At 48.2% G+C, this 21,607-nt stretch carries 32 protein-coding genes; 6 read left to right on the top strand and 26 right to left on the bottom strand.

The annotated features are described in order from the left end of the window. Position 1: 1 nt before the first annotated feature. Complete coding sequence (locus T500_RS15050; protein WP_051611851.1) at positions 2-976, bottom strand: LD-carboxypeptidase; 975 nt, start codon at positions 974-976, stop codon at positions 2-4. Between the two features lie 142 nt (positions 977-1,118). Here T500_RS15050 and T500_RS0103370 point away from each other — a divergent pair, with 142 nt between their 5' ends. The 6 genes from T500_RS0103370 to T500_RS0103345 all read left to right on the top strand — a co-directional run bounded on the left by T500_RS0103370 (position 1,119) and on the right by T500_RS0103345 (position 8,879). After that, positions 1,119-2,402 carry an O-acetylhomoserine aminocarboxypropyltransferase/cysteine synthase family protein gene (locus T500_RS0103370; RefSeq protein WP_028906930.1) on the top strand — a complete coding sequence of 428 codons (1,284 nt, stop codon included), beginning with the start codon at positions 1,119-1,121 and terminating at the stop codon, positions 2,400-2,402. A 113-nt stretch (positions 2,403-2,515) separates the two neighbouring features. Next, positions 2,516-5,002 carry a TonB-dependent receptor domain-containing protein gene (locus T500_RS0103365; protein ID WP_028906929.1) on the top strand — a complete coding sequence of 829 codons (2,487 nt, stop codon included), beginning with the start codon at positions 2,516-2,518 and terminating at the stop codon, positions 5,000-5,002. Between the two features lie 77 nt (positions 5,003-5,079). After that, positions 5,080-6,129, top strand: coding sequence for a sensor histidine kinase (locus T500_RS0103360; RefSeq protein ID WP_028906928.1), 1,050 nt, complete (start codon positions 5,080-5,082; stop codon positions 6,127-6,129). 2 nt (positions 6,130-6,131) lie between these two features. Continuing rightward, positions 6,132-6,869, top strand: a complete 738-nt coding sequence (locus T500_RS0103355; protein WP_028906927.1) for a LytR/AlgR family response regulator transcription factor — start codon at positions 6,132-6,134, stop codon at positions 6,867-6,869. A 106-nt stretch (positions 6,870-6,975) separates the two neighbouring features. Continuing rightward, complete coding sequence (gene gdhA / locus T500_RS0103350; RefSeq protein ID WP_028906926.1) at positions 6,976-8,313, top strand: NADP-specific glutamate dehydrogenase; 1,338 nt, start codon at positions 6,976-6,978, stop codon at positions 8,311-8,313. 53 nt (positions 8,314-8,366) lie between these two features. Next, a complete protein-coding gene (locus T500_RS0103345; RefSeq protein WP_028906925.1) occupies positions 8,367-8,879 on the top strand; it encodes a septal ring lytic transglycosylase RlpA family protein in 513 nt (170 codons plus the stop codon). 8 nt (positions 8,880-8,887) lie between these two features. On the opposite strand, the gene T500_RS0103340 is transcribed toward T500_RS0103345, so the two are convergent. The 25 genes from T500_RS0103340 to rplV all read right to left on the bottom strand — a co-directional run bounded on the left by T500_RS0103340 (position 8,888) and on the right by rplV (position 21,580). Beyond that, complete coding sequence (locus T500_RS0103340) at positions 8,888-9,574, bottom strand: glycine zipper domain-containing protein (protein WP_028906924.1); 687 nt, start codon at positions 9,572-9,574, stop codon at positions 8,888-8,890. A 132-nt stretch (positions 9,575-9,706) separates the two neighbouring features. Beyond that, on the bottom strand, positions 9,707-10,201 hold the full coding sequence (gene rplQ / locus T500_RS0103335) for a 50S ribosomal protein L17 (protein WP_013065636.1): 495 nt from the start codon (positions 10,199-10,201) through the stop codon (positions 9,707-9,709). A 30-nt stretch (positions 10,202-10,231) separates the two neighbouring features. Continuing rightward, positions 10,232-11,224 carry a DNA-directed RNA polymerase subunit alpha gene (locus T500_RS0103330; protein WP_013064365.1) on the bottom strand — a complete coding sequence of 331 codons (993 nt, stop codon included), beginning with the start codon at positions 11,222-11,224 and terminating at the stop codon, positions 10,232-10,234. A gap of 14 nt (positions 11,225-11,238) precedes the next feature. Beyond that, a complete protein-coding gene (gene rpsD / locus T500_RS0103325; RefSeq protein ID WP_013064747.1) occupies positions 11,239-11,847 on the bottom strand; it encodes a 30S ribosomal protein S4 in 609 nt (202 codons plus the stop codon). A 40-nt stretch (positions 11,848-11,887) separates the two neighbouring features. Continuing rightward, positions 11,888-12,277, bottom strand: coding sequence for a 30S ribosomal protein S11 (gene rpsK / locus T500_RS0103320; RefSeq protein WP_013063216.1), 390 nt, complete (start codon positions 12,275-12,277; stop codon positions 11,888-11,890). Between the two features lie 32 nt (positions 12,278-12,309). Next, positions 12,310-12,690, bottom strand: a complete 381-nt coding sequence (rpsM, locus tag T500_RS0103315) for a 30S ribosomal protein S13 (protein WP_013065210.1) — start codon at positions 12,688-12,690, stop codon at positions 12,310-12,312. 112 nt (positions 12,691-12,802) lie between these two features. After that, complete coding sequence (rpmJ, locus tag T500_RS0103310) at positions 12,803-12,919, bottom strand: 50S ribosomal protein L36 (protein WP_009160995.1); 117 nt, start codon at positions 12,917-12,919, stop codon at positions 12,803-12,805. A 15-nt stretch (positions 12,920-12,934) separates the two neighbouring features. Further along, positions 12,935-13,153, bottom strand: coding sequence for a translation initiation factor IF-1 (gene infA / locus T500_RS0103305; protein ID WP_004341775.1), 219 nt, complete (start codon positions 13,151-13,153; stop codon positions 12,935-12,937). Between the two features lie 9 nt (positions 13,154-13,162). Next, entirely contained in the window at positions 13,163-13,963 is an 801-nt protein-coding gene (map, locus tag T500_RS0103300) for a type I methionyl aminopeptidase (protein ID WP_028906923.1), read from the bottom strand. Positions 13,964-13,969: 6 nt separating this feature from the next. Continuing rightward, positions 13,970-15,310, bottom strand: a complete 1,341-nt coding sequence (gene secY / locus T500_RS0103295) for a preprotein translocase subunit SecY (RefSeq protein ID WP_013063504.1) — start codon at positions 15,308-15,310, stop codon at positions 13,970-13,972. A gap of 8 nt (positions 15,311-15,318) precedes the next feature. Beyond that, positions 15,319-15,765: a 50S ribosomal protein L15 gene (gene rplO, locus T500_RS0103290; RefSeq protein ID WP_013064744.1), complete on the bottom strand. Its 447-nt coding sequence runs from the start codon at positions 15,763-15,765 to the stop codon at positions 15,319-15,321. A 26-nt stretch (positions 15,766-15,791) separates the two neighbouring features. Next, a complete protein-coding gene (rpmD, locus tag T500_RS0103285; protein WP_013063208.1) occupies positions 15,792-15,968 on the bottom strand; it encodes a 50S ribosomal protein L30 in 177 nt (58 codons plus the stop codon). A 14-nt stretch (positions 15,969-15,982) separates the two neighbouring features. Next, the gene (rpsE, locus tag T500_RS0103280) at positions 15,983-16,495 is read right to left on the bottom strand and encodes a 30S ribosomal protein S5 (protein WP_028902366.1); all 513 of its coding nucleotides are present in this window, start codon (positions 16,493-16,495) and stop codon (positions 15,983-15,985) included. Between the two features lie 6 nt (positions 16,496-16,501). Further along, positions 16,502-16,846, bottom strand: a complete 345-nt coding sequence (gene rplR / locus T500_RS0103275; RefSeq protein WP_028906922.1) for a 50S ribosomal protein L18 — start codon at positions 16,844-16,846, stop codon at positions 16,502-16,504. 34 nt (positions 16,847-16,880) lie between these two features. Next, positions 16,881-17,450 carry a 50S ribosomal protein L6 gene (gene rplF / locus T500_RS0103270; protein WP_028902368.1) on the bottom strand — a complete coding sequence of 190 codons (570 nt, stop codon included), beginning with the start codon at positions 17,448-17,450 and terminating at the stop codon, positions 16,881-16,883. A gap of 14 nt (positions 17,451-17,464) precedes the next feature. Continuing rightward, positions 17,465-17,860 (bottom strand): 30S ribosomal protein S8, encoded by a 396-nt coding sequence (gene rpsH / locus T500_RS0103265; protein ID WP_013064141.1) that lies wholly within the window; start codon positions 17,858-17,860, stop codon positions 17,465-17,467. 79 nt (positions 17,861-17,939) lie between these two features. Continuing rightward, the gene (gene rpsN, locus T500_RS0103260) at positions 17,940-18,242 is read right to left on the bottom strand and encodes a 30S ribosomal protein S14 (protein WP_028906921.1); all 303 of its coding nucleotides are present in this window, start codon (positions 18,240-18,242) and stop codon (positions 17,940-17,942) included. A 5-nt stretch (positions 18,243-18,247) separates the two neighbouring features. Then, positions 18,248-18,805 carry a 50S ribosomal protein L5 gene (gene rplE / locus T500_RS0103255; protein WP_013065667.1) on the bottom strand — a complete coding sequence of 186 codons (558 nt, stop codon included), beginning with the start codon at positions 18,803-18,805 and terminating at the stop codon, positions 18,248-18,250. Then, complete coding sequence (gene rplX / locus T500_RS0103250; RefSeq protein WP_013065652.1) at positions 18,805-19,122, bottom strand: 50S ribosomal protein L24; 318 nt, start codon at positions 19,120-19,122, stop codon at positions 18,805-18,807. Before rplX ends, rplE begins: the two co-directional genes overlap by 1 nt. 33 nt (positions 19,123-19,155) lie before the next feature. Beyond that, positions 19,156-19,521, bottom strand: coding sequence for a 50S ribosomal protein L14 (gene rplN / locus T500_RS0103245; protein WP_013065032.1), 366 nt, complete (start codon positions 19,519-19,521; stop codon positions 19,156-19,158). Between the two features lie 2 nt (positions 19,522-19,523). Continuing rightward, the gene (gene rpsQ / locus T500_RS0103240) at positions 19,524-19,790 is read right to left on the bottom strand and encodes a 30S ribosomal protein S17 (RefSeq protein ID WP_013063072.1); all 267 of its coding nucleotides are present in this window, start codon (positions 19,788-19,790) and stop codon (positions 19,524-19,526) included. Between the two features lie 2 nt (positions 19,791-19,792). After that, on the bottom strand, positions 19,793-19,987 hold the full coding sequence (gene rpmC, locus T500_RS0103235; protein WP_013065209.1) for a 50S ribosomal protein L29: 195 nt from the start codon (positions 19,985-19,987) through the stop codon (positions 19,793-19,795). Between the two features lie 6 nt (positions 19,988-19,993). Further along, entirely contained in the window at positions 19,994-20,422 is a 429-nt protein-coding gene (gene rplP / locus T500_RS0103230) for a 50S ribosomal protein L16 (protein ID WP_013065278.1), read from the bottom strand. Between the two features lie 25 nt (positions 20,423-20,447). Continuing rightward, the gene (rpsC, locus tag T500_RS0103225; protein WP_013064542.1) at positions 20,448-21,170 is read right to left on the bottom strand and encodes a 30S ribosomal protein S3; all 723 of its coding nucleotides are present in this window, start codon (positions 21,168-21,170) and stop codon (positions 20,448-20,450) included. A 2-nt stretch (positions 21,171-21,172) separates the two neighbouring features. Then, entirely contained in the window at positions 21,173-21,580 is a 408-nt protein-coding gene (gene rplV, locus T500_RS0103220; protein WP_013064877.1) for a 50S ribosomal protein L22, read from the bottom strand. Positions 21,581-21,607 lie beyond the last annotated feature (27 nt).

Genomic DNA, 21,607 nt, shown 5'->3' with positions numbered 1-21,607 from the left:
TTTAATCTTTTTGTGATTTCATGAGTTGTTGAGCGGCAGGTGCCACTTCAACAGTCTGTACGTCGCCCTCAACATCAAAGGCAAGTGTGGTTCCATCGGGTGTTACATCAAGCGTACAAGTAGCTCCTACATACAGCGGCATACAACTGTTAGCACCAAAGGGCAGTCCGCAGGCAATAGGAATATCAAGATCGTTAAGATGCGCAATAAGCATCTGCTCTACGCTATCATACTGAATATCGAACCTGATAGAACTGAAGGTTCCGAAGATAATACCTTTTACACGCGAAAAATCTAACTGCAAACGCAACATATAGAACAAACGGTCGATATCGTGTAACGACTCTTCCATCTCCTCAAGAAACAAAATAATATCCTGATCATCGGACAGGTTGAACTTTGAACCTGCGATGGCCGAATAGCTCGATAGATTTCCACCTATCAGCACACCCTCGCCATGACCGCACTGGTTATGGGGATTACCTGGCACTTTAAAAAGCGGCACCATACCAAACAGCATATTGCGCATCAGCGTTGAGCAGGGCTCCAGATTACCTGCCAACTGGAATGCCATCGGTCCGTGCATGCTCATCACCCCTGCCCCAGCCTCAGCATAAAGCAGTGTGGTAATATCGCCATGACCTACCAGCCACTTAGGGTGCTTTCGATAACTATCCCTGCTGATACGGTTAAGCAGATGGATAGAACCATAACCACCTCGACTACAGATAATGGCCTTGACGCTATCATCCTGCAGTGCCCACATGATATCGGCTGCACGTTCATCGGCTGTGCCAGCATACACATCTGCATTCAAGCAGCTGGTATTAGGCCCGATAACGGGTTGCAAGCCCCAGCTCTCGATAACAGCTGCGGCCTCGACAAGAACAGCCTCGTCGACCCTGTAGGCAGGCGACACCAATGCGACCTTATCTCCCGGTATTAGAAATGGTGGGGGTACAATTGTTTTTGCCATAAAATTAATAGATAGATAGAAATGTTCTGTTGCTGCAAAGATAAACAATTCTTTCAATTTATGCAAGAAAAACGCACAAAATTTGGCATATTGATATCTTTTTTGTACTTTTGCCGGCAAATTGTAAAACAAGAGGATCAAGATGGTAAAGAAACTAAGACAAGGTACACTATGTGTACAGGCTGGCTATAAGGCCAAGAACGGAGAACCAATTGAGTTACCCATCATCCAGAGTACCACGTTTAAGTACGATGACTCTGACGAGATGGCGAAGTTGTTCGACCTGGAAAAGGAGGGTTATTTCTATACCCGCCTGCAGAATCCCACTAACGATGCGGTGGCTGCTAAGATATGCACACTCGAAGGCGGTGTAGGCGCTGTGCTCACCTCATCAGGTCAGGCTGCTAACTTCTACGCTGTATTCAACATCTGCGAGGCTGGCGACCACATCGTTACATCGAACGAGATATACGGTGGCACCTTTAACCTGTTTGGTGTAACGCTGAAAAAACTCGGTATTGAGTGTACCTTTGTTAGTCCTGATGCCAGCGAAGAGGAGATTCAGGCTGCTTTCCGTCCCAACACCAAGGCGCTGTTTGGCGAGACCATCTCGAACCCTGGCTGCGCCGTATTGGATATCGAGAAATTCGCCAAGATTGCTCATAAGAACGGTGTACCCCTGATTGTGGACAACACCTTTGCCACACCAGTAAACTGCCGCCCCTTTGAGTGGGGGGCCGACATCGTAACCCACAGTACCACCAAGTATATGGACGGATTGGCCACACAGGTCGGCGGTTGTGTCGTAGATAGCGGCAACTTCGACTGGTTGGCTCATGCTGAGAAGTTCCCCGGACTGTGTACACCCGATGAGAGCTACCACGGACTTACCTACGTTAAGGCATTCGGTAAAATGGGCTACACCACCAAGCTGATAGCCCAGCTGATGCGCGACCTGGGCTCCATCCCTGCCCCACAGAACTCGTTCCTGCTGAACATGGGCTTGCAGACATTGCATCTGCGCATGGCCCAGCACTGCAAGAATGCACAGAAGGTGGCCGAGTTCCTGAACGCCAACGACAAAGTGGCTTGGGTACACTACTGCGGACTGCCCACCGATGCCAACTACGAACGCGGACAGAAATACCTGCCCAACGGCAGCTGCGGCGTAATCGCCTTCGGACTGAAGGGCACCCGCGAGACAGCCATTAAGTGGATGGACTCGCTGGAGATGATCAACATCGTGACCCACGTGGCCGATGCCCGCACCTGTGTGCTGCATCCCGCCAGTCACACCCACCGTCAGCTCAGCGATGAGCAGCTGCGCGAAGCTGGTGTAGCACCCGACCTGATCCGCTTGTCGGTAGGTATCGAGGATGTTGAGGATATCCTGGACGACATCAAGCAGGCACTCGAAAAGATTTAAGCCGACGGCAAACGTCGAAACACATGGGGGTAAACGTCGAAAGTAATTTCACGTTTGCCCCCTTTCTTTATACCTTTGCAGCAGAAAAAAAATAAAAATTAAAATAAAAAGGTATGAAACAGATTAGATTTTTCCTGGTAACAATGATGCTGACACTCTCAGCAGTAGTAATGGCACAGAAAACTACCGTTAGTGGCGTGCTGATGGACAAGACCCTGAACGAGGGCGAACCATTTGCCACCGTACGTGTGTTTAAAGCAGGCAAGAGCGATAAGCCCATCGCCATGTTTATCACCGACGAGAACGGACATTTCCTGCAGGAGGTAAAAGGTAAGGGTAAGTTCGACATCGTATTCAGCAGCGTTGGTAAGGAAGAGTTGCGCCAGAGCATCGAACTGGGAAAAGAAACGCCACTCGATCTGGGCACCATTTTCATGAAAGAGAACGAGACCATGCTGAAGGGCGTTGAAATCGTTGCCCAGAAACCATTGGTAAAAATGGAGGTCGACAAGATGAGCTACAACGTAGCCGAGGACGAGGATTCCAAATCGAACACTGTACTCGACATGCTGCGCAAGGTACCTATGGTAACAGTCGACGGACAAGATAACATTACCGTAAACGGTAGCTCATCGTTTAAGGTATATGTAGATGGCATGCCAAACGTGATGTTCTCGAGCAATCCATCGATGGTATTCAAAAGCATGCCAGCCTCAGCCGTTAAAAGCATCGAGGTGATGACCAATCCTGGTGCCAAATACGATGCCGAGGGTGCCGCTGGTGTACTGAACATTGTGATGAACAAACAGAACCCACAGGCCGCACAGAGCATGAACGGCTATAACGGAACAGTACGTGCATCGGCAGGTAACAAGCAGTTGGGCGGAAGCCTGTTCCTGAACGGGCAGCAGGGTAAGCTGAGCTATAGCGCTAACGTGATGACCAGCTATAACAAGCCTGGTAACACCACCACCGAAATGGAGCAGATACAGGATAATGGTACCACACAACTGATGACGTCGAGCAACAACGTAAAGACACCATTCACCATGGGAAGTCTGACCTTAGGCTACCAGCTCGACTCGATGAGTGTACTGAACCTGACCGCACAGGTAAACTCTATGAACATGAAGAGTACAGGTACCTCTAACACCATCATGGGCGGTAGTGCTTACGGCGATGGATTCAGCTACGGCAGCACCACCGAGATGAAGAACTCACGCACCTCGTTCAGCGGAAGCATCGACTACCAGCGCTTCTTCAACAAGGAGCACACCCAGAGTCTGGCACTCACCTACCAGCTGAACTACAGCCCCGCCACCACCGAGATGACCAACAACTTTGGTACTACATCGAGCATCATCGACCTGACCAACCGCTACTCGGAGAATAAGGACAAGACCACCAACCACATCTTCCAGCTCGACTACACCATGCCGCTGGCACAGGGTCAGACACTGAGTGTGGGTAGCAAACTGCAGCTGCACGATGCCACATCGGATGCCAAGTACTATCTGAAGGGCACCTACGATCCCAATTCAAGCTCCGACTACGAGTACAAGAACTCTATCTTGGCCGGTTATGGCGAGTATGTAGGCAACTTTGGTAAGTTCGGTCTCAAGGCAGGTCTGCGCTACGAGTACACTTGGCAGGATGTAGAGTACCACTTGGGTAACGGTCAGGACTTCAGTACCAGTTACGGTAGCCTGGTTCCAACAGCCAGCATGCAGTACACCATCTCGCAGGGTTCTAACCTCGGTCTTACCTACAACATGCGCATCTCTCGCCCTGGTATCTCTTACCTGAACCCATACGTTGATAAGACCAACCCCATTGCACTGAGCTACGGTAACCCCGACCTGGATGTAGAGAAGGCTCATAACGTATCGTTGGTTTACAATGCCTTTACATCTAAGCTGATGGTGAACCTGAACCTGCATCATAACTTTGTGGATAACGCCATCTCGCAGTACAGCTTCTACGATAACGACAACCTGCTGAACACCACCTACGGCAACGTAGTAAAGAGTCATCAGACCGGTTTGAGCGGTTACGTTAACTACCTGCTTACTAAGGATACCCGAATCTTCTTCAACGGCGGTTTGAACTATACCGACCTGCGCAGTACAGCCCTCGACCAGAAACGCTCGGCTTCGCCGCTTGGCTCGTCCAAGAACAGCGGATGGACAGCCAACATCATGGCCGGCATACAGCAGACACTGCCTTGGAACCTGAAGCTGAGTGCCTTTGCCATCACCTCTACCAAGAGCTACACACTGCAGGGCTACAGTGGCGGATTCAATCTGGTAACAGCCAGCCTGTCAAAGTCGCTGCTCAAGGATAAGCTGAACCTGAGTGTATCGGGTATGATGGGCCTGAACAAGGGCGGAAACATCAATATCAATACCTCAAGCCGCGGTAAGGACTTCACCAGCAACACCAGCATCAAGGTGCCCATCTACGGCGTAACCTTCACCGTTAGCTACACCTTCGGTAACTCAAGAATGTCGCAGAAGCAGCACCAGAGCCGCGTACAGAACGACTTCATCGAGCAGCAGTCGCAGGGTGAGATGTTGAACAGCATCGGCAGCGATATGTAAGAAAAAGATGGAATAAAGCGTTCTTTTTACAAAAAAGGGCGCTTTATTCTAAATTATTTCATATATTTGCAAGCGTTATGAAGAAGATAGAGAAAAAAGACATCTGGTTACTACTGACACAGCTTGGCGTATGGGCCATCATCATACTGGCAATGCCACTGGCCACATTCCTTAGCACGCAAGATCTACACGCCACAAAGACATCGTTCTTTGTGGTTTGGGGCATTCTACACTCGCCCTTCGTAATCTATTTCATCAACTTCTACCTGTTCGGGCCCTATCTGTTCTTCCGCCGCAGGTTCTGGTGGTTCGCACTGTGCAACCTGCTCACTATCCTACTGATGAACAGTCAGTTCTTCATGCTATGGTTCCATCGTGACCGCATTCCGCATGAGATAACGATGACACCAAACATGTGGATAGGTATCTTTGCTGGCATGTTGATGTTCATACTGCTCAACTGCTTTGTGGGCGCTATTGCCATCGGCATCCGTCACTTTATGCGTATCCGACAGATCAAGCAGCAGCTCAAGGAAGAGAAAGCTAAGAACACCGAGGCCGAACTGGCATGGTTGAAGAATCAGATAAACCCACATTTCTTATTTAATACACTCAACAACATCTCCAGTCTCTGCCAGATTGATGCCGATGCTGCCCAGGACGCCATCGCACAGCTGAGCGACCTGCTGCGCTACGCCATGTACGAGACGAACAAAAAAATGGTACCTATCGAGGGCGAGGTGGAGTTTATGCGTAACTATATCGAACTAATGAAACTGCGCTGTAACGAGAAGACCGAGGTAACAACTTCGTTCGATATCAAACAGAACATGGAGATAGCTCCTTTGCTATTCATATCACTCGTAGAGAATGCATTCAAACACGGTGTGAGCAGTAACCGTCCGTCGAAGATCGACATCCGACTGCTGCAGAACACTGACGAACTGATATTCAACTGCGACAACACCAACTTCCCCAAGGATGATGCCGACCGTAGCGGTTCGGGTATCGGATTGGAAAACACCCGTCGCCGCCTCGACCTGATGTACAAAGGCCATTATACCTGGGAGCAATCACTCGAAGGCGACATCTATCACGTGAAGATAACATTGAAAATTGAACATTAGATATGCCATTAACCTGTATTATCGTCGACGATGAGCCACTGGCCGTAAAGCTGATGGAATCGTTTGTAGCGAAGACCCCCGACTTGGAACTGCTGGGTAGTTTCACCGACTCGGTAGAGGCCATCAACGCCGTCAAGGAGCAGAAGCCCAACCTGCTGTTCCTCGACATACAGATGCCCGACCTGAACGGCATGGAGCTGGCCCACATGATTCCAGCCGAAACCCGCGTGGTGTTCACCACTGCCTTCAAGGAGTATGCCTTTGAGAGTTACGAAGTGAGCGCTCTCGATTTCCTGCTCAAGCCCATCCGCTATAACAAGTTCATGGTGGCCGTAGAGAAGGCCAAGGAGTGGTTTGCCAAAAGCGAATCGCCCATGCCTCAGTCATCAGCCATCACGCATCAACCATCCGCCCTCTTCGTGCGCGTAGATGGTGAGTTGCGTAATATCACCATCAACGATATCATCTATGTGAATGGTATGAAGGATTATGTGATGTTCTATCTCGACGGCGAGAGCAAGCCTCTCATCACCCACCTCACGATGAAAGCCGTTGAGGAGATGCTACCCCCCGAAAAATTTCTGCGTGTACACCGATCATATATCATAGCGGTTGACAAAATAAGAAAGGTTGACCGCAACGACTGTATTTACATCGGAAACGAGATTATTCACGTGCCCGATGGCTACCAAGATGCCTTCCATAAATTCCTGGGAACGCGCACAATTAACAAAATGTAACTTTGCGATAAAAATTTTCGGGTTTTTACTTGGATGGTATCGGTAATTTTCCTACTTTTGCAGTACAATTAGTAACAAAATGTAAACTTAAAACGTTTTAACGACAATGGAAGTTGAGAAAATTATGCAGGCCTTGGAGCAGAAACATCCAGGCGAAATGGAGTACTTACAGGCAGTAAGAGAGGTGTTGGACAGCATTAAGGATGTGTACAACCAGCACCCCGAGTTTGAAAAAGCCAAAATCATAGAGCGCATCGTGGAACCAGAGCGTATCACAACCTTCCGTGTGCCCTGGGTCGACGACAAGGGCGAGGTACAGGTAAACATCGGTTACCGTGTGCAGTTCAACAGCGCCATCGGTCCCTACAAAGGCGGTTTGCGTTTCCACCCATCAGTAAACCTCAGTATCCTGAAGTTCCTCGGTTTCGAGCAGACCTTCAAGAATGCACTCACCACACTTCCTATGGGTGGTGGTAAGGGCGGTTCTGACTTTGCTCCCCGTGGTAAGAGCGATGCCGAGATTATGCGTTTCTGCCAGGCCTTCATGACCGAGCTGTACAAGGTGATTGGTCCCGACATGGACGTACCTGCCGGTGATATCGGCGTTGGTGGTCGTGAGATTGGTTATCTGTTCGGAATGTACAAGAAGCTCACCAGCCAGTTCCATGGTGCTACCCTCACTGGTAAGGGTATGGAATGGGGCGGCTCTATCCTGCGCCCTGAGGCCACAGGTTACGGTGCACTCTACTTTGTACACCACATGATGGAGACTCACGGACTCGACATCAAGGGTAAGACCGTAGCTCTGTCAGGTTTCGGTAACGTTGCATGGGGTGCCGCCAAGAAGGCTACCGAGCTGGGTGCCAAGGTGATCACCATCTCAGGTCCCGACGGATACATCTACGATCCTGCAGGTCTCGACGACGAGAAGATTGAGTACATGCTGGAGCTCCGTGCCAGCGGCAACGACGTATGTCAGCCATACGAGGAGGAGTTCGAGGGTTCTAAGTTCTTCGCAGGCAAGAAGCCTTGGGAGCAGAAGGCCGACATCTATCTGCCATGTGCTACTCAGAACGAGTTGAATGGTACCGATGCCGACATGATCCTGGCCAACAAGCCACTCTGCGTAGCCGAGGTATCTAACATGGGTTGCACAGCCGAGGCTGTCAACAAGTTCATCGCTGCTGGTCAGCTGTTCGCTCCTGGTAAGGCCGTTAACGCCGGTGGTGTAGCCACATCAGGCTTGGAGATGACTCAGAACTCAATGCGCATGAGCTGGACTGCCGAGGAGGTCGACCAGCGTCTGCACCAGATTATGAGTGGTATCCACGAGCAGTGCGTGAAGTACGGTAAGGAAGGCAACTACATTAACTATGTAAAGGGTGCCAACGTAGCCGGCTTCATGAAGGTCGCTAAAGCGATGCTGGCTCAGGGCATCGTATAGAGCTCGGCGATAGCCAAGGTCTATACTGCCATGCTTCGGCATGAAGGCATTGTATGATCAAATTCATAAAGATAGTCGCAACGACACTAACACTAATAATAAGCTTTACCGCTCAGGCGCAAACCGAGAGCGGTAAGGCTTCGTTTTATTCTAAAAGCTCCAGCGGACGCCGAACGGCCAGTGGCGAGCGCCTGCATCACGACAGTCTCACATGCGCCCACCGCACCTACCCTTTCGGAACACTGCTTTTAGTAACCAACCCGGCTAATGGTAATCATGTGATTGTAAAGGTTATCGATCGTGGTCCTTACGTTAAAGGTCGCGTTATCGACCTCTCGCATCGCGCCGCCAGGGAGTTAGGTATCATCGCCCAGGGCATAGCTCCTGTGATTGTCGAGGAGTATAGCGAGTCGGTCATCCCGTTCAAACCGGCCGAGATATTCAGCAAGCCTGAGCTCGACCTGAGTACCAGCGATGGCGATGCCGCCACACCTATCTGGGTTGAACTAAACCAGCAGATGAAACTGAAGAAACAGCAGGAGCATAAAGAAAAAAAGAAGCGATAGGATTAACCCTATCGCTTACTTGTTTGAATCCTGAACTCCCTTGTCTGGGAAACAATCTCATTACGACCTAGAAAAACACCTATACGGAAAACAGCCTCGCCGTCTCTTAAGCCATTATCAGCCCGTACGAGCGCTGTATATCTGATGCCCTTGCCTGGGGCTATACTCTCTATCATAACGTTGTCAGAGACCTCTATATGCTTATTTCCGCTTATTTCTGTTACATTGGGACGTACGCGGTATAGAATCTTATCCGTAGTATTGAAAACCTCGAACACGATTCTGGCCTCCTCACCGCGTGTCAGTACCTGGTCGCGACTACTGTCGATCAGCATCGGTCTGCGAATCTCTAACACCTCGGGGGTGCGGTCGATATAGATACGGTCATCCGGGTAATCATAATCCGACTGGCGTTGAACGCTGCCACGCTCCATACGGCGCTGCTGATACTCCTCCATCTTCTTTTGGTGTGCTTCATCGGCTGCTTGTCCTACAGCTGCACCAACAATTGCACCGCCGGCCATGCCAATCAGCGTACCGACATCACTGCCACGTGGACCGCCCGAAATGCCACCGATAGCCGAACCAATGATAGATCCGAACCAGGCACCTGTGGTAGCCCCTGTCTCCGTGTAGGTGCCACAACTGCTCAGCAGCAGCATGGCACCAAGCGACATAACAAACAACTTCTTCATAACCTATCTAACTAACTAATTAATTATTTCGGTGCAAAGATAGGCATATATACGAAAAAAAGAAAAGGAATTCCCCCACACTGTGGTAGGGGAATCCCTATTCTTTATAATTAGAATATAAAATTCTAACGATTACTCAGCCTTAGCCTCTTCAGCAGGAGCCTCGGTAGCGGGAGCCTCAGCTACAGGAGCCTCAGCAGCCTCTGCCTTAGGAGCAGCCTTACGTGAACGACGGGTTGACTTCTTCTTAGTATCCTTTGCCATCTCTGGATCAAAGTCAACGAGCTCGATGAAGCAAACCTGAGCAGCGTCACCCTGACGAGTACCGAGCTTGATGATACGAGTGTATCCACCGGGACGATCGCCAACCTTCTCACTTACAGTAGAGAAGAGCTCCTTGATAGCCTCCTTGTTCTGGAGGTAGCTGAATACTACACGACGAGAGTTGGTAGAATCCTCCTTAGCCTTAGTGATCAGGGGCTCTACATACTTCTTCAGGGCCTTAGCCTTTGCTACGGTCGTAGTGATTCTTTTGTGCATGATCAGCGAGATAGCCATGTTAGCGAGCATGGCACTGCGGTGAGATGCAGTACGACCGAGATGATTAAATTTCTTATTATGTCTCATAATTATTTTTTGCTTTTATTGGGCAAGAGATTACTCTCTGTCCAGTTTGTATTTTGAAATATCAGTTCCAAACGACAGATTCAGACTCTCGAGCAAATCATCAAGCTCAGTGAGCGATTTCTTACCAAAGTTACGGAACTTCAGGAGGTCTGTCTTGTTGTACTGTACCAGATCGCCAAGTGTCTCAACATCAGCGGCCTTGAGGCAGTTGAGTGCACGAACCGAGAGGTTCATGTCAACGAGACGAGTCTTAAGCAGCTGGCGCATGTGCAGGATCTCCTCGTCGAACTCCTGGTTGCTCTCAGTCTCAGAACTCTCGAGAGAGATCTTCTCGTCAGAGAACAGCATGAAGTGGTAGATGAGGATCTTAGCAGCCTCTTTCAGTGCATCCTTTGGGTGGATGGAACCGTCCGTAGTAACCTCGAGTACGAGCTTGTCATAGTCGGTCTTCTGTTCAACACGATATGGCTCAACAGCGTACTTTACGTTACGGATCGGAGTGTAAATAGAATCGATTGCAATTACATTCACGTCGGTGCAGAACTCGCGATTCTCATCGGCGGGTACGTATCCGCGGCCCTTGTTGATTGTAATATCAATCTGCATCGATGCTTTGGAATCTAAATGACAAATCACCAAATCGGGATTTAACACTTCAAATCCAGAAAGATACTTGCTGATATCACCAGCCTTGAATTCGGTAGAATTCTCGACCGTGATACTTACTTTCTCGTTCTCGAATTCTTCTACTATTTGCTTGAATCGAACTTGCTTCAGATTCAAGATAATGTTGGTTACATCTTCCTTTACACCGGGAACTGATGAGAATTCATGCTCAACACCAGCAATGCGGATGGTGTTGATAGCATAACCCTCGAGTGATGAAAGCAGAATGCGGCGCAGGGCGTTACCAATGGTTACACCAAAGCCAGGCTCCAAAGGACGGAATTCGAACTTGCCGAACTTGTCGTTAGCCTCCAACATTACGACTTTATCGGGTTTTTGAAATGCTAATATCGCCATTAATTTAAATGATTTTAGTTCTTAGAGTACAACTCAACGATTAACTGCTCCTTAATATTCTCGGGGATGTCGGCGCGCTCAGGCTTGTGCAGGAACTTACCGCCCTTCACATTCTCATCCCACTCAATCCAAGGATACTTGCTGTGATTGAAACCTGCAAGAGCAGCCTCAATAACCTCAAGTGACTTAGACTTCTCACGAACAGCTACAACCTGACCAGGCTTAACAGCATAAGAAGGAATATTAACAACCTGACCATCAACTGTAATGTGCTTGTGACCTACGAGCTGACGAGCAGCAGCGCGAGTTGGAGCAATACCAAGACGGAATACTACGTTGTCGAGACGACTCTCGAGGTTCTGGAGCAGAACCTCACCAGTGATACCCTCAGCCTTAGCTGCCTTCTCAAACATATTACGGAACTGACGCTCGAGTACACCATAGGTATACTTGGCTTTCTGCTTCTCTGCCAGCATGACTGCATACTCCGACATCTTACGACGACGGTTGTTGCCATGCTGTCCAGGAGGGAAGTTTCTCCTAGACAAAACTTTGTCTGCGCCGAAGATGGGCTCACCAAAACGACGCGCAATTTTTGATTTCGGTCCTAAATATCTTGCCATAATAATAAAATATGTTTCTTCTTAATAATCCTTCTAATAATTATACGCGACGACGCTTTGGAGGACGACATCCGTTGTGTGGCAGTGGAGTTACATCGATAATCTCCATTACCTCGATACCAGCACCATGAATGGCACGGATAGCTGACTCACGACCGTTACCGGGACCCTTAACATAAGCCTTAACCTTGCGAAGACCCAGGTCGTAAGCAACCTTAGCGCAATCCTCAGCAGCCATCTGGGCAGCATAAGGAGTATTCTTCTTAGAGCCACGGAAGCCCATCTTACCAGCTGATGACCAAGAGATGATCTGACCCTCGTCGTTAGCCAGCGATACAATAATATTATTAAAAGAACTGTGTACGTGGAGCTGGCCGATAGCGTTTACTCTCACGTTTCTCTTCTTTGAAGTGACTGTTTTCTTTGCCATAATTCCTAATTTCTTAAATGTTCAACTTAGAATTACTTCGTAGCCTTCTTCTTGTTAGCAACAGTCTTCTTCTTACCCTTACGAGTACGAGCATTATTCTTAGTGCTCTGACCGCGAACGGGAAGACCGTTACGATGACGGACGCCACGATAGCAACCAATATCCATCAGTCGCTTGATATTCAACTGGATCTCTGAACGGAGATCACCTTCTACTTTGAATTCAGCGCCGATAATTTCACGGATTTTGGCTGCCTGGTCGTCAGTCCACTCGTTAACCTTCAGGTCACGGCTGACACCTGCCTTATCCAATATCTTTGCTGAACTACTTCGACCAATACCATAGATATAGGTCAATGCGATTTCGCCACGCTTATTCTGGGGCAAATCTACTCCAACAATTCTTATTGCCATTGTTAATTAAAAAGATAAAAATAAATTACTCTAAAAATTACATTTCTTGCTAAAAAGCATGCAAAGGTACGAAGAATTTTTCAATTCTCCGCCATTTTATGCATTTTTAACATTAACCCTGACGCATTTTATACTTTGGGTTCTTCTTGTTGATAACGAACAGGCGGCCCTTACGACGTACGATTTTGCAGTCTGGGGTACGCTTCTTCAATGATGCTCTTGTCTTCATATTAATTCGTATTGTTTATTTGTATCTGAATACAATTCGTCCCTTTGTCAGGTCGTAGGGGCTCATTTCCACCTTAACCTTATCACCGGGGAGGATCTTGATATAGTGCATTCTCATCTTACCAGAGATATGCGCAATAATCTGGACCCCATTTTCAAGTTCTACACGAAACATCGCATTCGACAGCGATTCTACAATTGTTCCGTCCTGCTCAATAGCGGATTGCTTTGCCATACTTAATGTTTAATATAACTTACCTTCTAATAATTCAACTTCTTCAAAAGAAGACAGGATCTCGGCCTGACCTTTTCTTACAGCAATGGTATGCTCGAAATGAGCGGCTGGCTTTCCGTCGCGTGTACGGATGGTCCAGCGGTCGGCATCCATCCAGATGGCTCGGTTACCCATAGTTACCATAGGCTCGATAGCCAAGCACATTCCGGCTTTCAGCATGATACCGTTGCCACGTCGACCATAGTTAGGCACCTGTGGGTCTTCGTGCATCTCGCGACCGATACCGTGACCGGTCAACTCACGTACGATGCCGTACTTCTGTGCCTCACAATGCTCCTGCACTGCAGCGCTGATATCCCCGAGGTGTTTGCCTGCAACGGCACTTTCGATACCTTTGTAAAGCGACTCCTTGGTAGTCTTCAACAGCTGCTTGACCTCGTCGGAAACCTCGCCCACACAGAATGTGTAACACGAATCGCCATTAAAGCCATTCAACAGCGTGCCGCAGTCGATCGAAATGATGTCGCCCTCCTTGAGAACAGTCTCAGCGTTGGGCACACCATGAACCACTACGTCGTTCACTGATGTGCAGATGCTGGCAGGAAACGGCCCTCCATATGGATTGGGGAAACCCTTGAAAGTTGGGATAGCACCATTATCTCTAATGAACTCATCCGCTATCTTATCCAACTGGAGGGTCGTTATACCAGGCTTAATATGTTTAGCCAATTCGCCAAGCGTTTTGCCAACAAGTTGGTTGGCCTGGCGCATCAGCTCAATCTCATCTTCAGTCTTTAGATATATCTTCATAGAAGATTAGTATGCGGCCATTCCACGTCCGTGAATACGACCAGAACTGAGCAGACCGTCGTAATGACGCATCAGCAGGTGACTCTCGATCTGAGCGAGTGTGTCGAGCACAACGCCCACCAGAATCAGCAACGATGTTCCGCCAAAGAACTGAGAGAACGCATCCTGAACATTCAGCAAGCTAGCCAATGCAGGCATGATAGCGATGAATGCGATGAACAATGAACCGGGGAGAGTAATGCGACTCATAACAGTGTCGATGTACTCAGCGGTCTCCTTACCGGGCTTAACACCGGGGATGAAACCATTGTTACGCTTCATATCCTCAGCCATCTGAGTAGGATTCAGAGTGATAGCTGTATAGAAGTATGTGAAAGCGATAATCAGTATAGCGAAAATGATGTTGTAGGTCCAGCTGTGATGATCGAGCATCGTGCGAACGAACCAACTAGCATTCTCAGGAGCTGAATACTGAACGATAGTCAATGGAATGAACATCAGAGCCTGAGCAAAGATGATAGGCATTACGTTGGCTGCGAACAGCTTCAGGGGGATATACTGACGTGCTCCACCTACCTGCTTGTTACCTACGAGGCGCTTTGCGTACTGAACGGGCACTTTGCGAACACCCTGTACCAGAACAATTGATGCGCAAACAACTGCATAGAGAATGATGATCTCGACCAGGAACATAACCAGTCCACCACCGGTGATGGCGGTGAATCGCGAGCTAACCTCCTGGATGAAAGCCTGAGGCAGACGAGCGATAATACCGATCATAATAATGAGCGAGATACCATTACCTATACCCTTATCCGTAATGCGTTCACCCAACCACAGGATAAACATGCTACCTGCAGCCAGAATGATAACAGCAGGAACCATGAAGTATGACCATGAGATGCCTGTTGCCAGAGCAGCTCCCGAAGTCATCTTCAGGTTCATCAGGTAACCCGGTGCCTGGAACATCAGGATGGCTACGGTGAGCCAACGGGTGTACATGCTGATCTTCTTGCGGCCGCTTTCACCTTCGCGCTGCATTTTCTGCACGTAGGGAACAGCGACAGCAAGAAGCTGCATTACGATAGAAGCAGAGATGTAAGGCATGATTCCAAGCGCAAAGATAGATGCGTTGGAGAATGCACCACCGGAGAACATGTCGAGCAATGACATCAAACCACCGGCAGTCTGTGACTGCAATTGGCTTAACATGGCTGGGTTGATACCAGGAAGTACAACGAACGAACCAAAACGATAAATTGCTACGAACAGGAGAGTGATGAGGATGCGCTGGCGCAGGTCCTCAATCTTCCAGATGTTCTTCAGTGTCTCTATTAACTTCTTCATTTTTAATGTTAGATTTTTGTTGCGTTACCACCTACTGCCTTGATTGCCTCTTCAGCAGTCTTTGAGAAAGCGTTAGCTTCTACGTCAACCTTAGCCTTGAGCTCACCGTTGCCAAGAACCTTTACCAGCACCTTGCCATTGGTAAGACCAGCAGCGATCAACTCCTCAATGCCGATCTTGGTGAGGTTCTTCTCCTCAGCAAGCTTCTGCAGTGTAGAGAGGTTAACTGCAAAGTACTCCTTGTGGTTGATGTTCTTGAAACCAGACTTCGGAACGCGACGCTGGAGTGGCATCTGACCACCTTCGAATCCAATCTTTCTCTTATAACCAGAACGAGCCTTGGCACCCTTGTGACCACGAGTAGAAGTACCACCCAGACCTGAACCAGGTCCGCGACCGATACGACGACTTGAGTGGGTAGAACCCTCAGCCGGCTTTAAATTATTCAGTTTCATAATCGAATCTACTTTTAAAATGTTAATTACTCAACGACTGTTACCAGGTGGTGTACCTTACGGATCATGCCACGGATTGAAGGAGTATCCTCTACCTCAACAACCTGCGAGATCTTGCGCAGGCCGAGAGCCTCGAGAGTGCGCTTCTGATCAACTGGATAACCGATCTTACTCTTAATCTGCTTTACCTTAATTGTTGCCATAGTTATAATCTCCTTTAACCTCTAAATACTTTATCCATACTGATTCCACGAGTACCTGCTACAGTATAGGCATCACGCATCTGACTCAGAGCTACGATAGTTGCCTTAACCAGGTTGTGAGGGTTAGATGAGCCCTTAGACTTAGCGAGCACATCCTTGATACCAACACTCTCCAGTACGGCACGCATAGCACCACCGGCAACAAGACCGGTACCAGCAGCAGCTGGCTTCAGGAATACCTGAGCACCGCCGAAGCGAGCCTCCATCTCATGAGGGATGGTACCCTTGAGTACGGGAACTTTAACAAGATTCTTCTTAGCTGCCTCAACACCCTTGGCGATAGCTGCTGTAACCTCACCAGCCTTACCAAGACCCCAGCCGATGATGCCGTTGCCGTCGCCGACAACAACAATGGCTGCGAATGTAAAGGTGCGACCTCCCTTTGTTACCTTGGTAACACGGTTGATGGCAACCAGTCTGTCTTTCAACTCTACGTCACTATTTACTTTAACTTTGTTCATTGCCATAATCGTTTAGAATTTAAGTCCACCCTTACGTGCTGCGTCTGCAAGCGACTTTACACGGCCGTGATACAGATAACCGTTACGGTCGAAGACAACGGCAGTAACGCCAGCCTCCTGAGCCTTCTTGGCTACCAGCTCACCTACCTTCTCAGCCTGCTCGATCTTAGGCATAGCCTCGAGACCCAGTGAAGATGCAGAAGCAAGTGTTTTACCTTCCAAATCATTGATCACCTGAGCATAGATCTGCTTGTTGCTGCGGAAAACGCTCAGACGAGGACGCTCGGCTGTGCCGAAAACGTTCTTACGAATTCTATATTTGATCTTAATTCGTCTTTCTACTTTCTTTGTTGTCATAATCTTCAATTTTTAATGATGTTAATTTTCAAGATTACTTAGCTGAAGCTGACTTACCCGACTTACGACGGATAACCTCACCCTTGAACAAAATACCCTTTCCTTTGTAAGGCTCAGGCATACGGAAAGAACGAATCTTAGCACAAATCAGACCGAGCAGTGCCTTGTCGCATGACTCGAGGATAATCTGAGGATTCTGGTTACGCTCAGACTTGGTCTCAACCTTAACCTCCTGAGGAAGCTGGATGAAGATGGGGTGAGTATAACCCAGAGCGAACTCGATGATGTTACCCTGGTTAGAAACACGGTAACCAACACCTACGAGCTCCATCTCCTTCTTATAACCTTCGCTTACGCCTACTACCATGTTGTTAACAAGCGCACGATACAGACCGTGGAAAGCCTGCTTCTGCTTGATGTTAACAGGGCTGTTCTCGTCGATCTCAAACTTAATCTGACCGTCCTCGATAGTCATCTTGATAGAGGGGTCAACCTTCTGTGTCAGCTCTCCCTTTGGACCCTTAACGGTAACAACACCGTCCTTGTCCTGAGCAACAGTAACGCCTGCAGGGATACTAATTGGCAATTTTCCTATTCTTGACATATTCTATCCTCCAATTAATATACATAGCAAAGAACCTCACCACCGATCTTCAGGGCTGCGGCCTCTTTGTCTGTCATTACACCTTTAGACGTGGAAAGGATGGCGATTCCAAGTCCGTTAATTACTCTCGGCATGTCTTTGTAGCCAGTGTACTGGCGAAGACCTGGTGTTGAAACTCGCTTCAAGCACTTGATAGCGTTCTCACGAGTAGCTGGGTTGTACTTCAGAGCAACCTTGATGGTACCCTGAGGACCATCCTCGATGAACTTGTAGTTCAGGATGTAACCCTTCTCGAAGAGGATCTTAGTGATCTCTTTCTTCAAGTTTGACGCAGGAACCTCAACGACACGGTGATGTGCCATGATGGCGTTTCTGAGTCTTGTCAGATAATCTGCTATTGGATCTGTCATAAAATAAAAGTTTTAATTAATCGGGACTACCCCGACAATATTAAATAAATAAAATCTCTTTTTGCTTAAATCAGGTGAATTACCAGCTGGCCTTCTTTACTCCAGGAATCAGACCGTTTGATGCCATCTCACGGAACTGGATACGAGAGAGACCGAACTGACGCATATATCCCTTTGGACGACCTGTGATCTTGCAACGGTTGTGCAGACGGATAGGATTAGCGTTCTTGGGAATGCTCTGCAACTTGCGAGCTGCCTCATAAGCCTCGGCGGGATCCTCGGTTGTAGCGATCACCTTCTTCAGAGCAGCACGTTTCTCAGCGTAGCGAGCAACGAGCTTAGCGCGCTTTACCTCGCGGGCTTTCATTGATTCTTTTGCCATATCTCTTAATCGTTTTTAGCGTTCTTGAATGGAAGACCGAAAGCCTTCAGCAGTGCGAAACCTTCCTCGTCGGTCTGAGCCGATGTAACGAAGGTGATGTTCATACCCTGAATGCGGTCAACTGAATCGATATTGATCTCTGGGAAGATAATCTGCTCCTGGATACCCAGTGTGTAGTTACCACGGCCGTCGAACTTGCTCTCGATACCCTTGAAGTCGCGGATACGAGGGAGAGCGATGCGAACGAGCTTCTCGAGGAACTCGTACATGCGCTCACGACGCAGAGTTACCATAACACCGATAGGCATCTTCTTACGAAGCTTGAAGTTAGCGATATCCTTCTTAGAATATGTAGCAACTGCCTTCTGACCACAGATAGCGGTAATCTCGTTGATAGCAACCTCGATGATCTTCTTATCCTGAGTAGCGTCACCAAGACCCTGGTTTACTACGATCTTCTTCAGGACAGGAATCTGCATTGCAGAAGTGTAGTTGAACTGCTTCTGAAGAGCAGGAGCAATCTTCTCCTTGTACTCTTTCTTTAACTGTGCTGTATTTGCCATTACTTAATCTCCTCTCCTGACTTTTTAGCGATACGAACGACATTCTTACCCTCGCGCTTGATAGCAACACGGGTAGCCTTGCCACTCTTCGGATCAATCAAACTAATATTCGAAATGTGAATAGGAGCCTCCATCTTCACAAAGCCTCCCTGAGGATTCTTGGCACTTGGCTTGGCACTCTTGTTCACCATGTTGATGCCCTCAACGAGAGCACGCTGCTTGTCGGTCAGAACCTTCAGTACCTTACCAGTCTTGCCCTTGTCCTCACCGGCCAGAACGATGACTGTATCGTTTTTCTTAATATTGAACTTTGCCATTTCTCTTAACTCTTAACTGTTAATTATTAACTATTACAGTACCTCAGGTGCCAAAGAAACGACCTTCATATTCACGGCACGGAGCTCACGAGCAACGGGACCGAAGATACGGCTACCGCGGAGCTCACCTGCATTGTTCAGCAGTACGCAGGCATTGTCGTCGAAACGGATGTAAGAACCATCAGCGCGACGGATTTCCTTCTTAGTGCGAACAACCAAAGCCTTTGATACTGCACCCTTCTTTACATCACTTGTAGGGATCGCGTTCTTGATAGACACAACGATGATATCACCTACGCTGGCATAACGGCGCTTTGTGCCGCCCAGTACACGGATGCAGAGAGCCTCGCGTGCACCGCTGTTGTCAGCTACTGTAAGTCTTGATTCTGTCTGTATCATAATTACTTAGCTTTTTCTACGATGTTAACTAATCTCCATCTCTTTGTCTTTGACAGAGGACGGGTTTCCATAATGAGCACTGTATCACCTACATTGCACTCGTTATTCTCATCGTGTGCGTGATACTTCTTTGTCTTCTGGACAAACTTACCATACATAGGGTGCTTCTCCTTGAACTTGGCTGCAATAACAATGGTTTTATCCATCTTGTTGCTGATAACGACACCCTGTCTTGTCTTTCTTAAATTTCTTGTTTCCATCTGGACCATTGTTATTTATTAAGTTCTCTCTGATGAAGTTCTGATTTCATTCGTGCGATATCGCGACGAGCGGCCTTAATCTGAGATGGATTCTCAAGTGGAGTGATTGCGTGGTTCAACTTCATCTGGTTGTACTTTGCAACCTCAGCCTCAATGCGCTCTGCCAGATCCTTGGTCTCGAGCTCTCTTACTTCTTTAATCTTCATACTCAATTAAGCGTTTTTATCGAAATCACGTCTTACAACAAACTTAGTCTTTACGGGCAGCTTCTGAGCACCGAGGCGGAGAGCCTCTTTAGCGATGTCGAAAGGTACACCCTCTACTTCAAAGAGAATACGGCCTGGTGTAACAGGTGCAACCCATCCTGCGGGATCTCCCTTACCTTTACCCATTCGCACGTCAGCAGGCTTGCGAGTGATTGGCTTATCAGGGAAGATGCGGATCCATACCTGACCTTCACGGTTCATATAACGATTGATAGCAACACGGGCTGCCTCAATCTGGCGGCTGTCGATCCACTTTGCATCCAAAGTCTTGATGCCGAAGCTACCGAAAGCCAGTGTTGTTCCTCTGTGGGCGTTGCCTTTGTTGCCACGACCATCCTGAGGTCTTCTATATCTTACTCTTTTGGGCTGTAACATAATAAGTTTCTACTTTAAATCGTTATTACTTCTTCTTATTACGGAACTTTCTGTCACGACCATTACCGCCGTTAGAGCGACCATTAGATTTCTCCTGAGTGAAGTTAGGTGCGAGGTCAACGTTTCCGTAGATCTCACCACGGCAAATCCAAACCTTGATACCCAGAATACCAACCTTGGTCAGAGCCTCAGCGTGGCAGTAGTCAATGTCAGCACGATAAGTGTGCAGAGGAGTACGACCCTCCTTCAGCATCTCGCTACGTGCGATTTCAGCTCCATTAAGACGACCTGAAATCTGAACCTTAATACCCTCGGCACCAGCACGCATAGTGTTCTGGATAGCCATCTTGATGGCGCGGCGATAAGCGATCTTACCCTCTACCTGGCGAGCGATGTTGTTGGCAACAATCGTGGCATCGAGCTCAGGGCGCTTTACCTCGAAGATATTAATCTGAATCTCCTTATCATAGAGCTTCTTCAGTTCTTCCTTCAGTTTGTCGACATCTTGTCCACCTTTACCAATGACGAGACCTGGACGGGCTGTGCAAATAGTAATGGTAACCAGCTTCAATGTGCGCTCGATGACAATCTTCGAAACGCTGGCCTTAGCCAGGCGCTCGTTCAGGTACTTACGGATTTTCTGATCCTCTACCAGGTTATCTCCGAAGTCCTTGCCTCCGAACCAATTTGAATCCCAACCTCTTACGATTCCAAGACGGTTGCTAATTGGATTAACTTTCTGTCCCATACTTATTCTTTTACATCATTAGTTTTAGCATCAACAAACAGAGTCACGTGATTAGAACGCTTGCGGATACGATAGCCGCGACCCTGTGGTGCAGGTCTCATTCTCTTCATTGTAACACCCTCGTCAACGAATACGCGAGTGATGAACAGCTCACCATCCTCAGCCTTGCGATCGTTCTTGGCTTCCCAGTTAGCGATGGCCGAACGGAGGAGTTTCTCTACATTAGCTGCAGCTGCCTTCTTCGAGAAACGGAGTACACCCAGAGCGCGATTAACCTCCATGCCGCGGATCATGTCCACAACATAGCGCATCTTGCGGGGTGAAGAGGGGCAGCCGTTGAGCTTGGCAAAATACTGTGTCTTAAGTGCTGCTTTTCTTTCTTCAGCCTTAATATGTTTTCTTGCTCCCATTTTAATTCTTTAATTTTTTAATTCTTA

The organism is Xylanibacter ruminicola Ga6B6 (genome assembly GCF_000687715.1).
In the GTDB taxonomy this organism is placed as follows: Bacteria; Bacteroidota; Bacteroidia; order Bacteroidales; family Bacteroidaceae; genus Prevotella; species Prevotella ruminicola_B.
Note: the sequence above shows the minus strand (reverse complement) of the source record. Positions and strands in the feature narration are given on the sequence as shown.

Excerpts from the sequence above, each read along its gene's own strand:
- rpsD (WP_013064747.1), bottom strand. The coding sequence starts at position 11,847 with ATGGCAAGATATTTAGGACCGAAATCAAAAATTGCGCGTCGTTTTGGT.
- rpsN (WP_028906921.1), bottom strand. The coding sequence starts at position 18,242 with ATGGCAAAAGAATCAATGAAAGCCCGCGAGGTAAAGCGCGCTAAGCTC.
- T500_RS0103330 (WP_013064365.1), bottom strand. The coding sequence starts at position 11,224 with ATGGCGATATTAGCATTTCAAAAACCCGATAAAGTCGTAATGTTGGAG.
- T500_RS0103340 (WP_028906924.1), bottom strand. The coding sequence starts at position 9,574 with ATGAAGAAGTTGTTTGTTATGTCGCTTGGTGCCATGCTGCTGCTGAGC.
- infA (WP_004341775.1), bottom strand. The coding sequence starts at position 13,153 with ATGGCAAAGCAATCCGCTATTGAGCAGGACGGAACAATTGTAGAATCG.
- rpmC (WP_013065209.1), bottom strand. The coding sequence starts at position 19,987 with ATGAAGATTAAAGAAGTAAGAGAGCTCGAGACCAAGGATCTGGCAGAG.
- rplN (WP_013065032.1), bottom strand. The coding sequence starts at position 19,521 with ATGATACAGACAGAATCAAGACTTACAGTAGCTGACAACAGCGGTGCA.
- rplV (WP_013064877.1), bottom strand. The coding sequence starts at position 21,580 with ATGGGAGCAAGAAAACATATTAAGGCTGAAGAAAGAAAAGCAGCACTT.
- rpsE (WP_028902366.1), bottom strand. The coding sequence starts at position 16,495 with ATGGCAATGAACAAAGTTAAAGTAAATAGTGACGTAGAGTTGAAAGAC.
- rplO (WP_013064744.1), bottom strand. The coding sequence starts at position 15,765 with ATGAAACTGAATAATTTAAAGCCGGCTGAGGGTTCTACCCACTCAAGT.
- rplX (WP_013065652.1), bottom strand. The coding sequence starts at position 19,122 with ATGGCAAAGTTCAATATTAAGAAAAACGATACAGTCATCGTTCTGGCC.
- T500_RS0103365 (WP_028906929.1), top strand. The coding sequence starts at position 2,516 with ATGAAACAGATTAGATTTTTCCTGGTAACAATGATGCTGACACTCTCA.
- T500_RS0103360 (WP_028906928.1), top strand. The coding sequence starts at position 5,080 with ATGAAGAAGATAGAGAAAAAAGACATCTGGTTACTACTGACACAGCTT.
- T500_RS15050 (WP_051611851.1), bottom strand. The coding sequence starts at position 976 with ATGGCAAAAACAATTGTACCCCCACCATTTCTAATACCGGGAGATAAG.
- T500_RS0103345 (WP_028906925.1), top strand. The coding sequence starts at position 8,367 with ATGATCAAATTCATAAAGATAGTCGCAACGACACTAACACTAATAATA.
- rplQ (WP_013065636.1), bottom strand. The coding sequence starts at position 10,201 with ATGAGACATAATAAGAAATTTAATCATCTCGGTCGTACTGCATCTCAC.
- rplF (WP_028902368.1), bottom strand. The coding sequence starts at position 17,450 with ATGTCAAGAATAGGAAAATTGCCAATTAGTATCCCTGCAGGCGTTACT.
- rpsQ (WP_013063072.1), bottom strand. The coding sequence starts at position 19,790 with ATGGTCCAGATGGAAACAAGAAATTTAAGAAAGACAAGACAGGGTGTC.
- map (WP_028906923.1), bottom strand. The coding sequence starts at position 13,963 with ATGAAGATATATCTAAAGACTGAAGATGAGATTGAGCTGATGCGCCAG.
- rplE (WP_013065667.1), bottom strand. The coding sequence starts at position 18,805 with ATGGCAAATACAGCACAGTTAAAGAAAGAGTACAAGGAGAAGATTGCT.
- rpsC (WP_013064542.1), bottom strand. The coding sequence starts at position 21,170 with ATGGGACAGAAAGTTAATCCAATTAGCAACCGTCTTGGAATCGTAAGA.
- rplP (WP_013065278.1), bottom strand. The coding sequence starts at position 20,422 with ATGTTACAGCCCAAAAGAGTAAGATATAGAAGACCTCAGGATGGTCGT.
- rpmJ (WP_009160995.1), bottom strand. The coding sequence starts at position 12,919 with ATGAAGACAAGAGCATCATTGAAGAAGCGTACCCCAGACTGCAAAATC.
- rplR (WP_028906922.1), bottom strand. The coding sequence starts at position 16,846 with ATGACAACAAAGAAAGTAGAAAGACGAATTAAGATCAAATATAGAATT.
- secY (WP_013063504.1), bottom strand. The coding sequence starts at position 15,310 with ATGAAGAAGTTAATAGAGACACTGAAGAACATCTGGAAGATTGAGGAC.
- gdhA (WP_028906926.1), top strand. The coding sequence starts at position 6,976 with ATGGAAGTTGAGAAAATTATGCAGGCCTTGGAGCAGAAACATCCAGGC.
- rpsH (WP_013064141.1), bottom strand. The coding sequence starts at position 17,860 with ATGACAGATCCAATAGCAGATTATCTGACAAGACTCAGAAACGCCATC.
- rpsK (WP_013063216.1), bottom strand. The coding sequence starts at position 12,277 with ATGGCAAAGAAAACAGTCACTTCAAAGAAGAGAAACGTGAGAGTAAAC.
- T500_RS0103355 (WP_028906927.1), top strand. The coding sequence starts at position 6,132 with ATGCCATTAACCTGTATTATCGTCGACGATGAGCCACTGGCCGTAAAG.
- T500_RS0103370 (WP_028906930.1), top strand. The coding sequence starts at position 1,119 with ATGGTAAAGAAACTAAGACAAGGTACACTATGTGTACAGGCTGGCTAT.
- rpsM (WP_013065210.1), bottom strand. The coding sequence starts at position 12,690 with ATGGCAATAAGAATTGTTGGAGTAGATTTGCCCCAGAATAAGCGTGGC.
- rpmD (WP_013063208.1), bottom strand. The coding sequence starts at position 15,968 with ATGGCAACAATTAAGGTAAAGCAGATTAAGAGTAAGATCGGTTATCCA.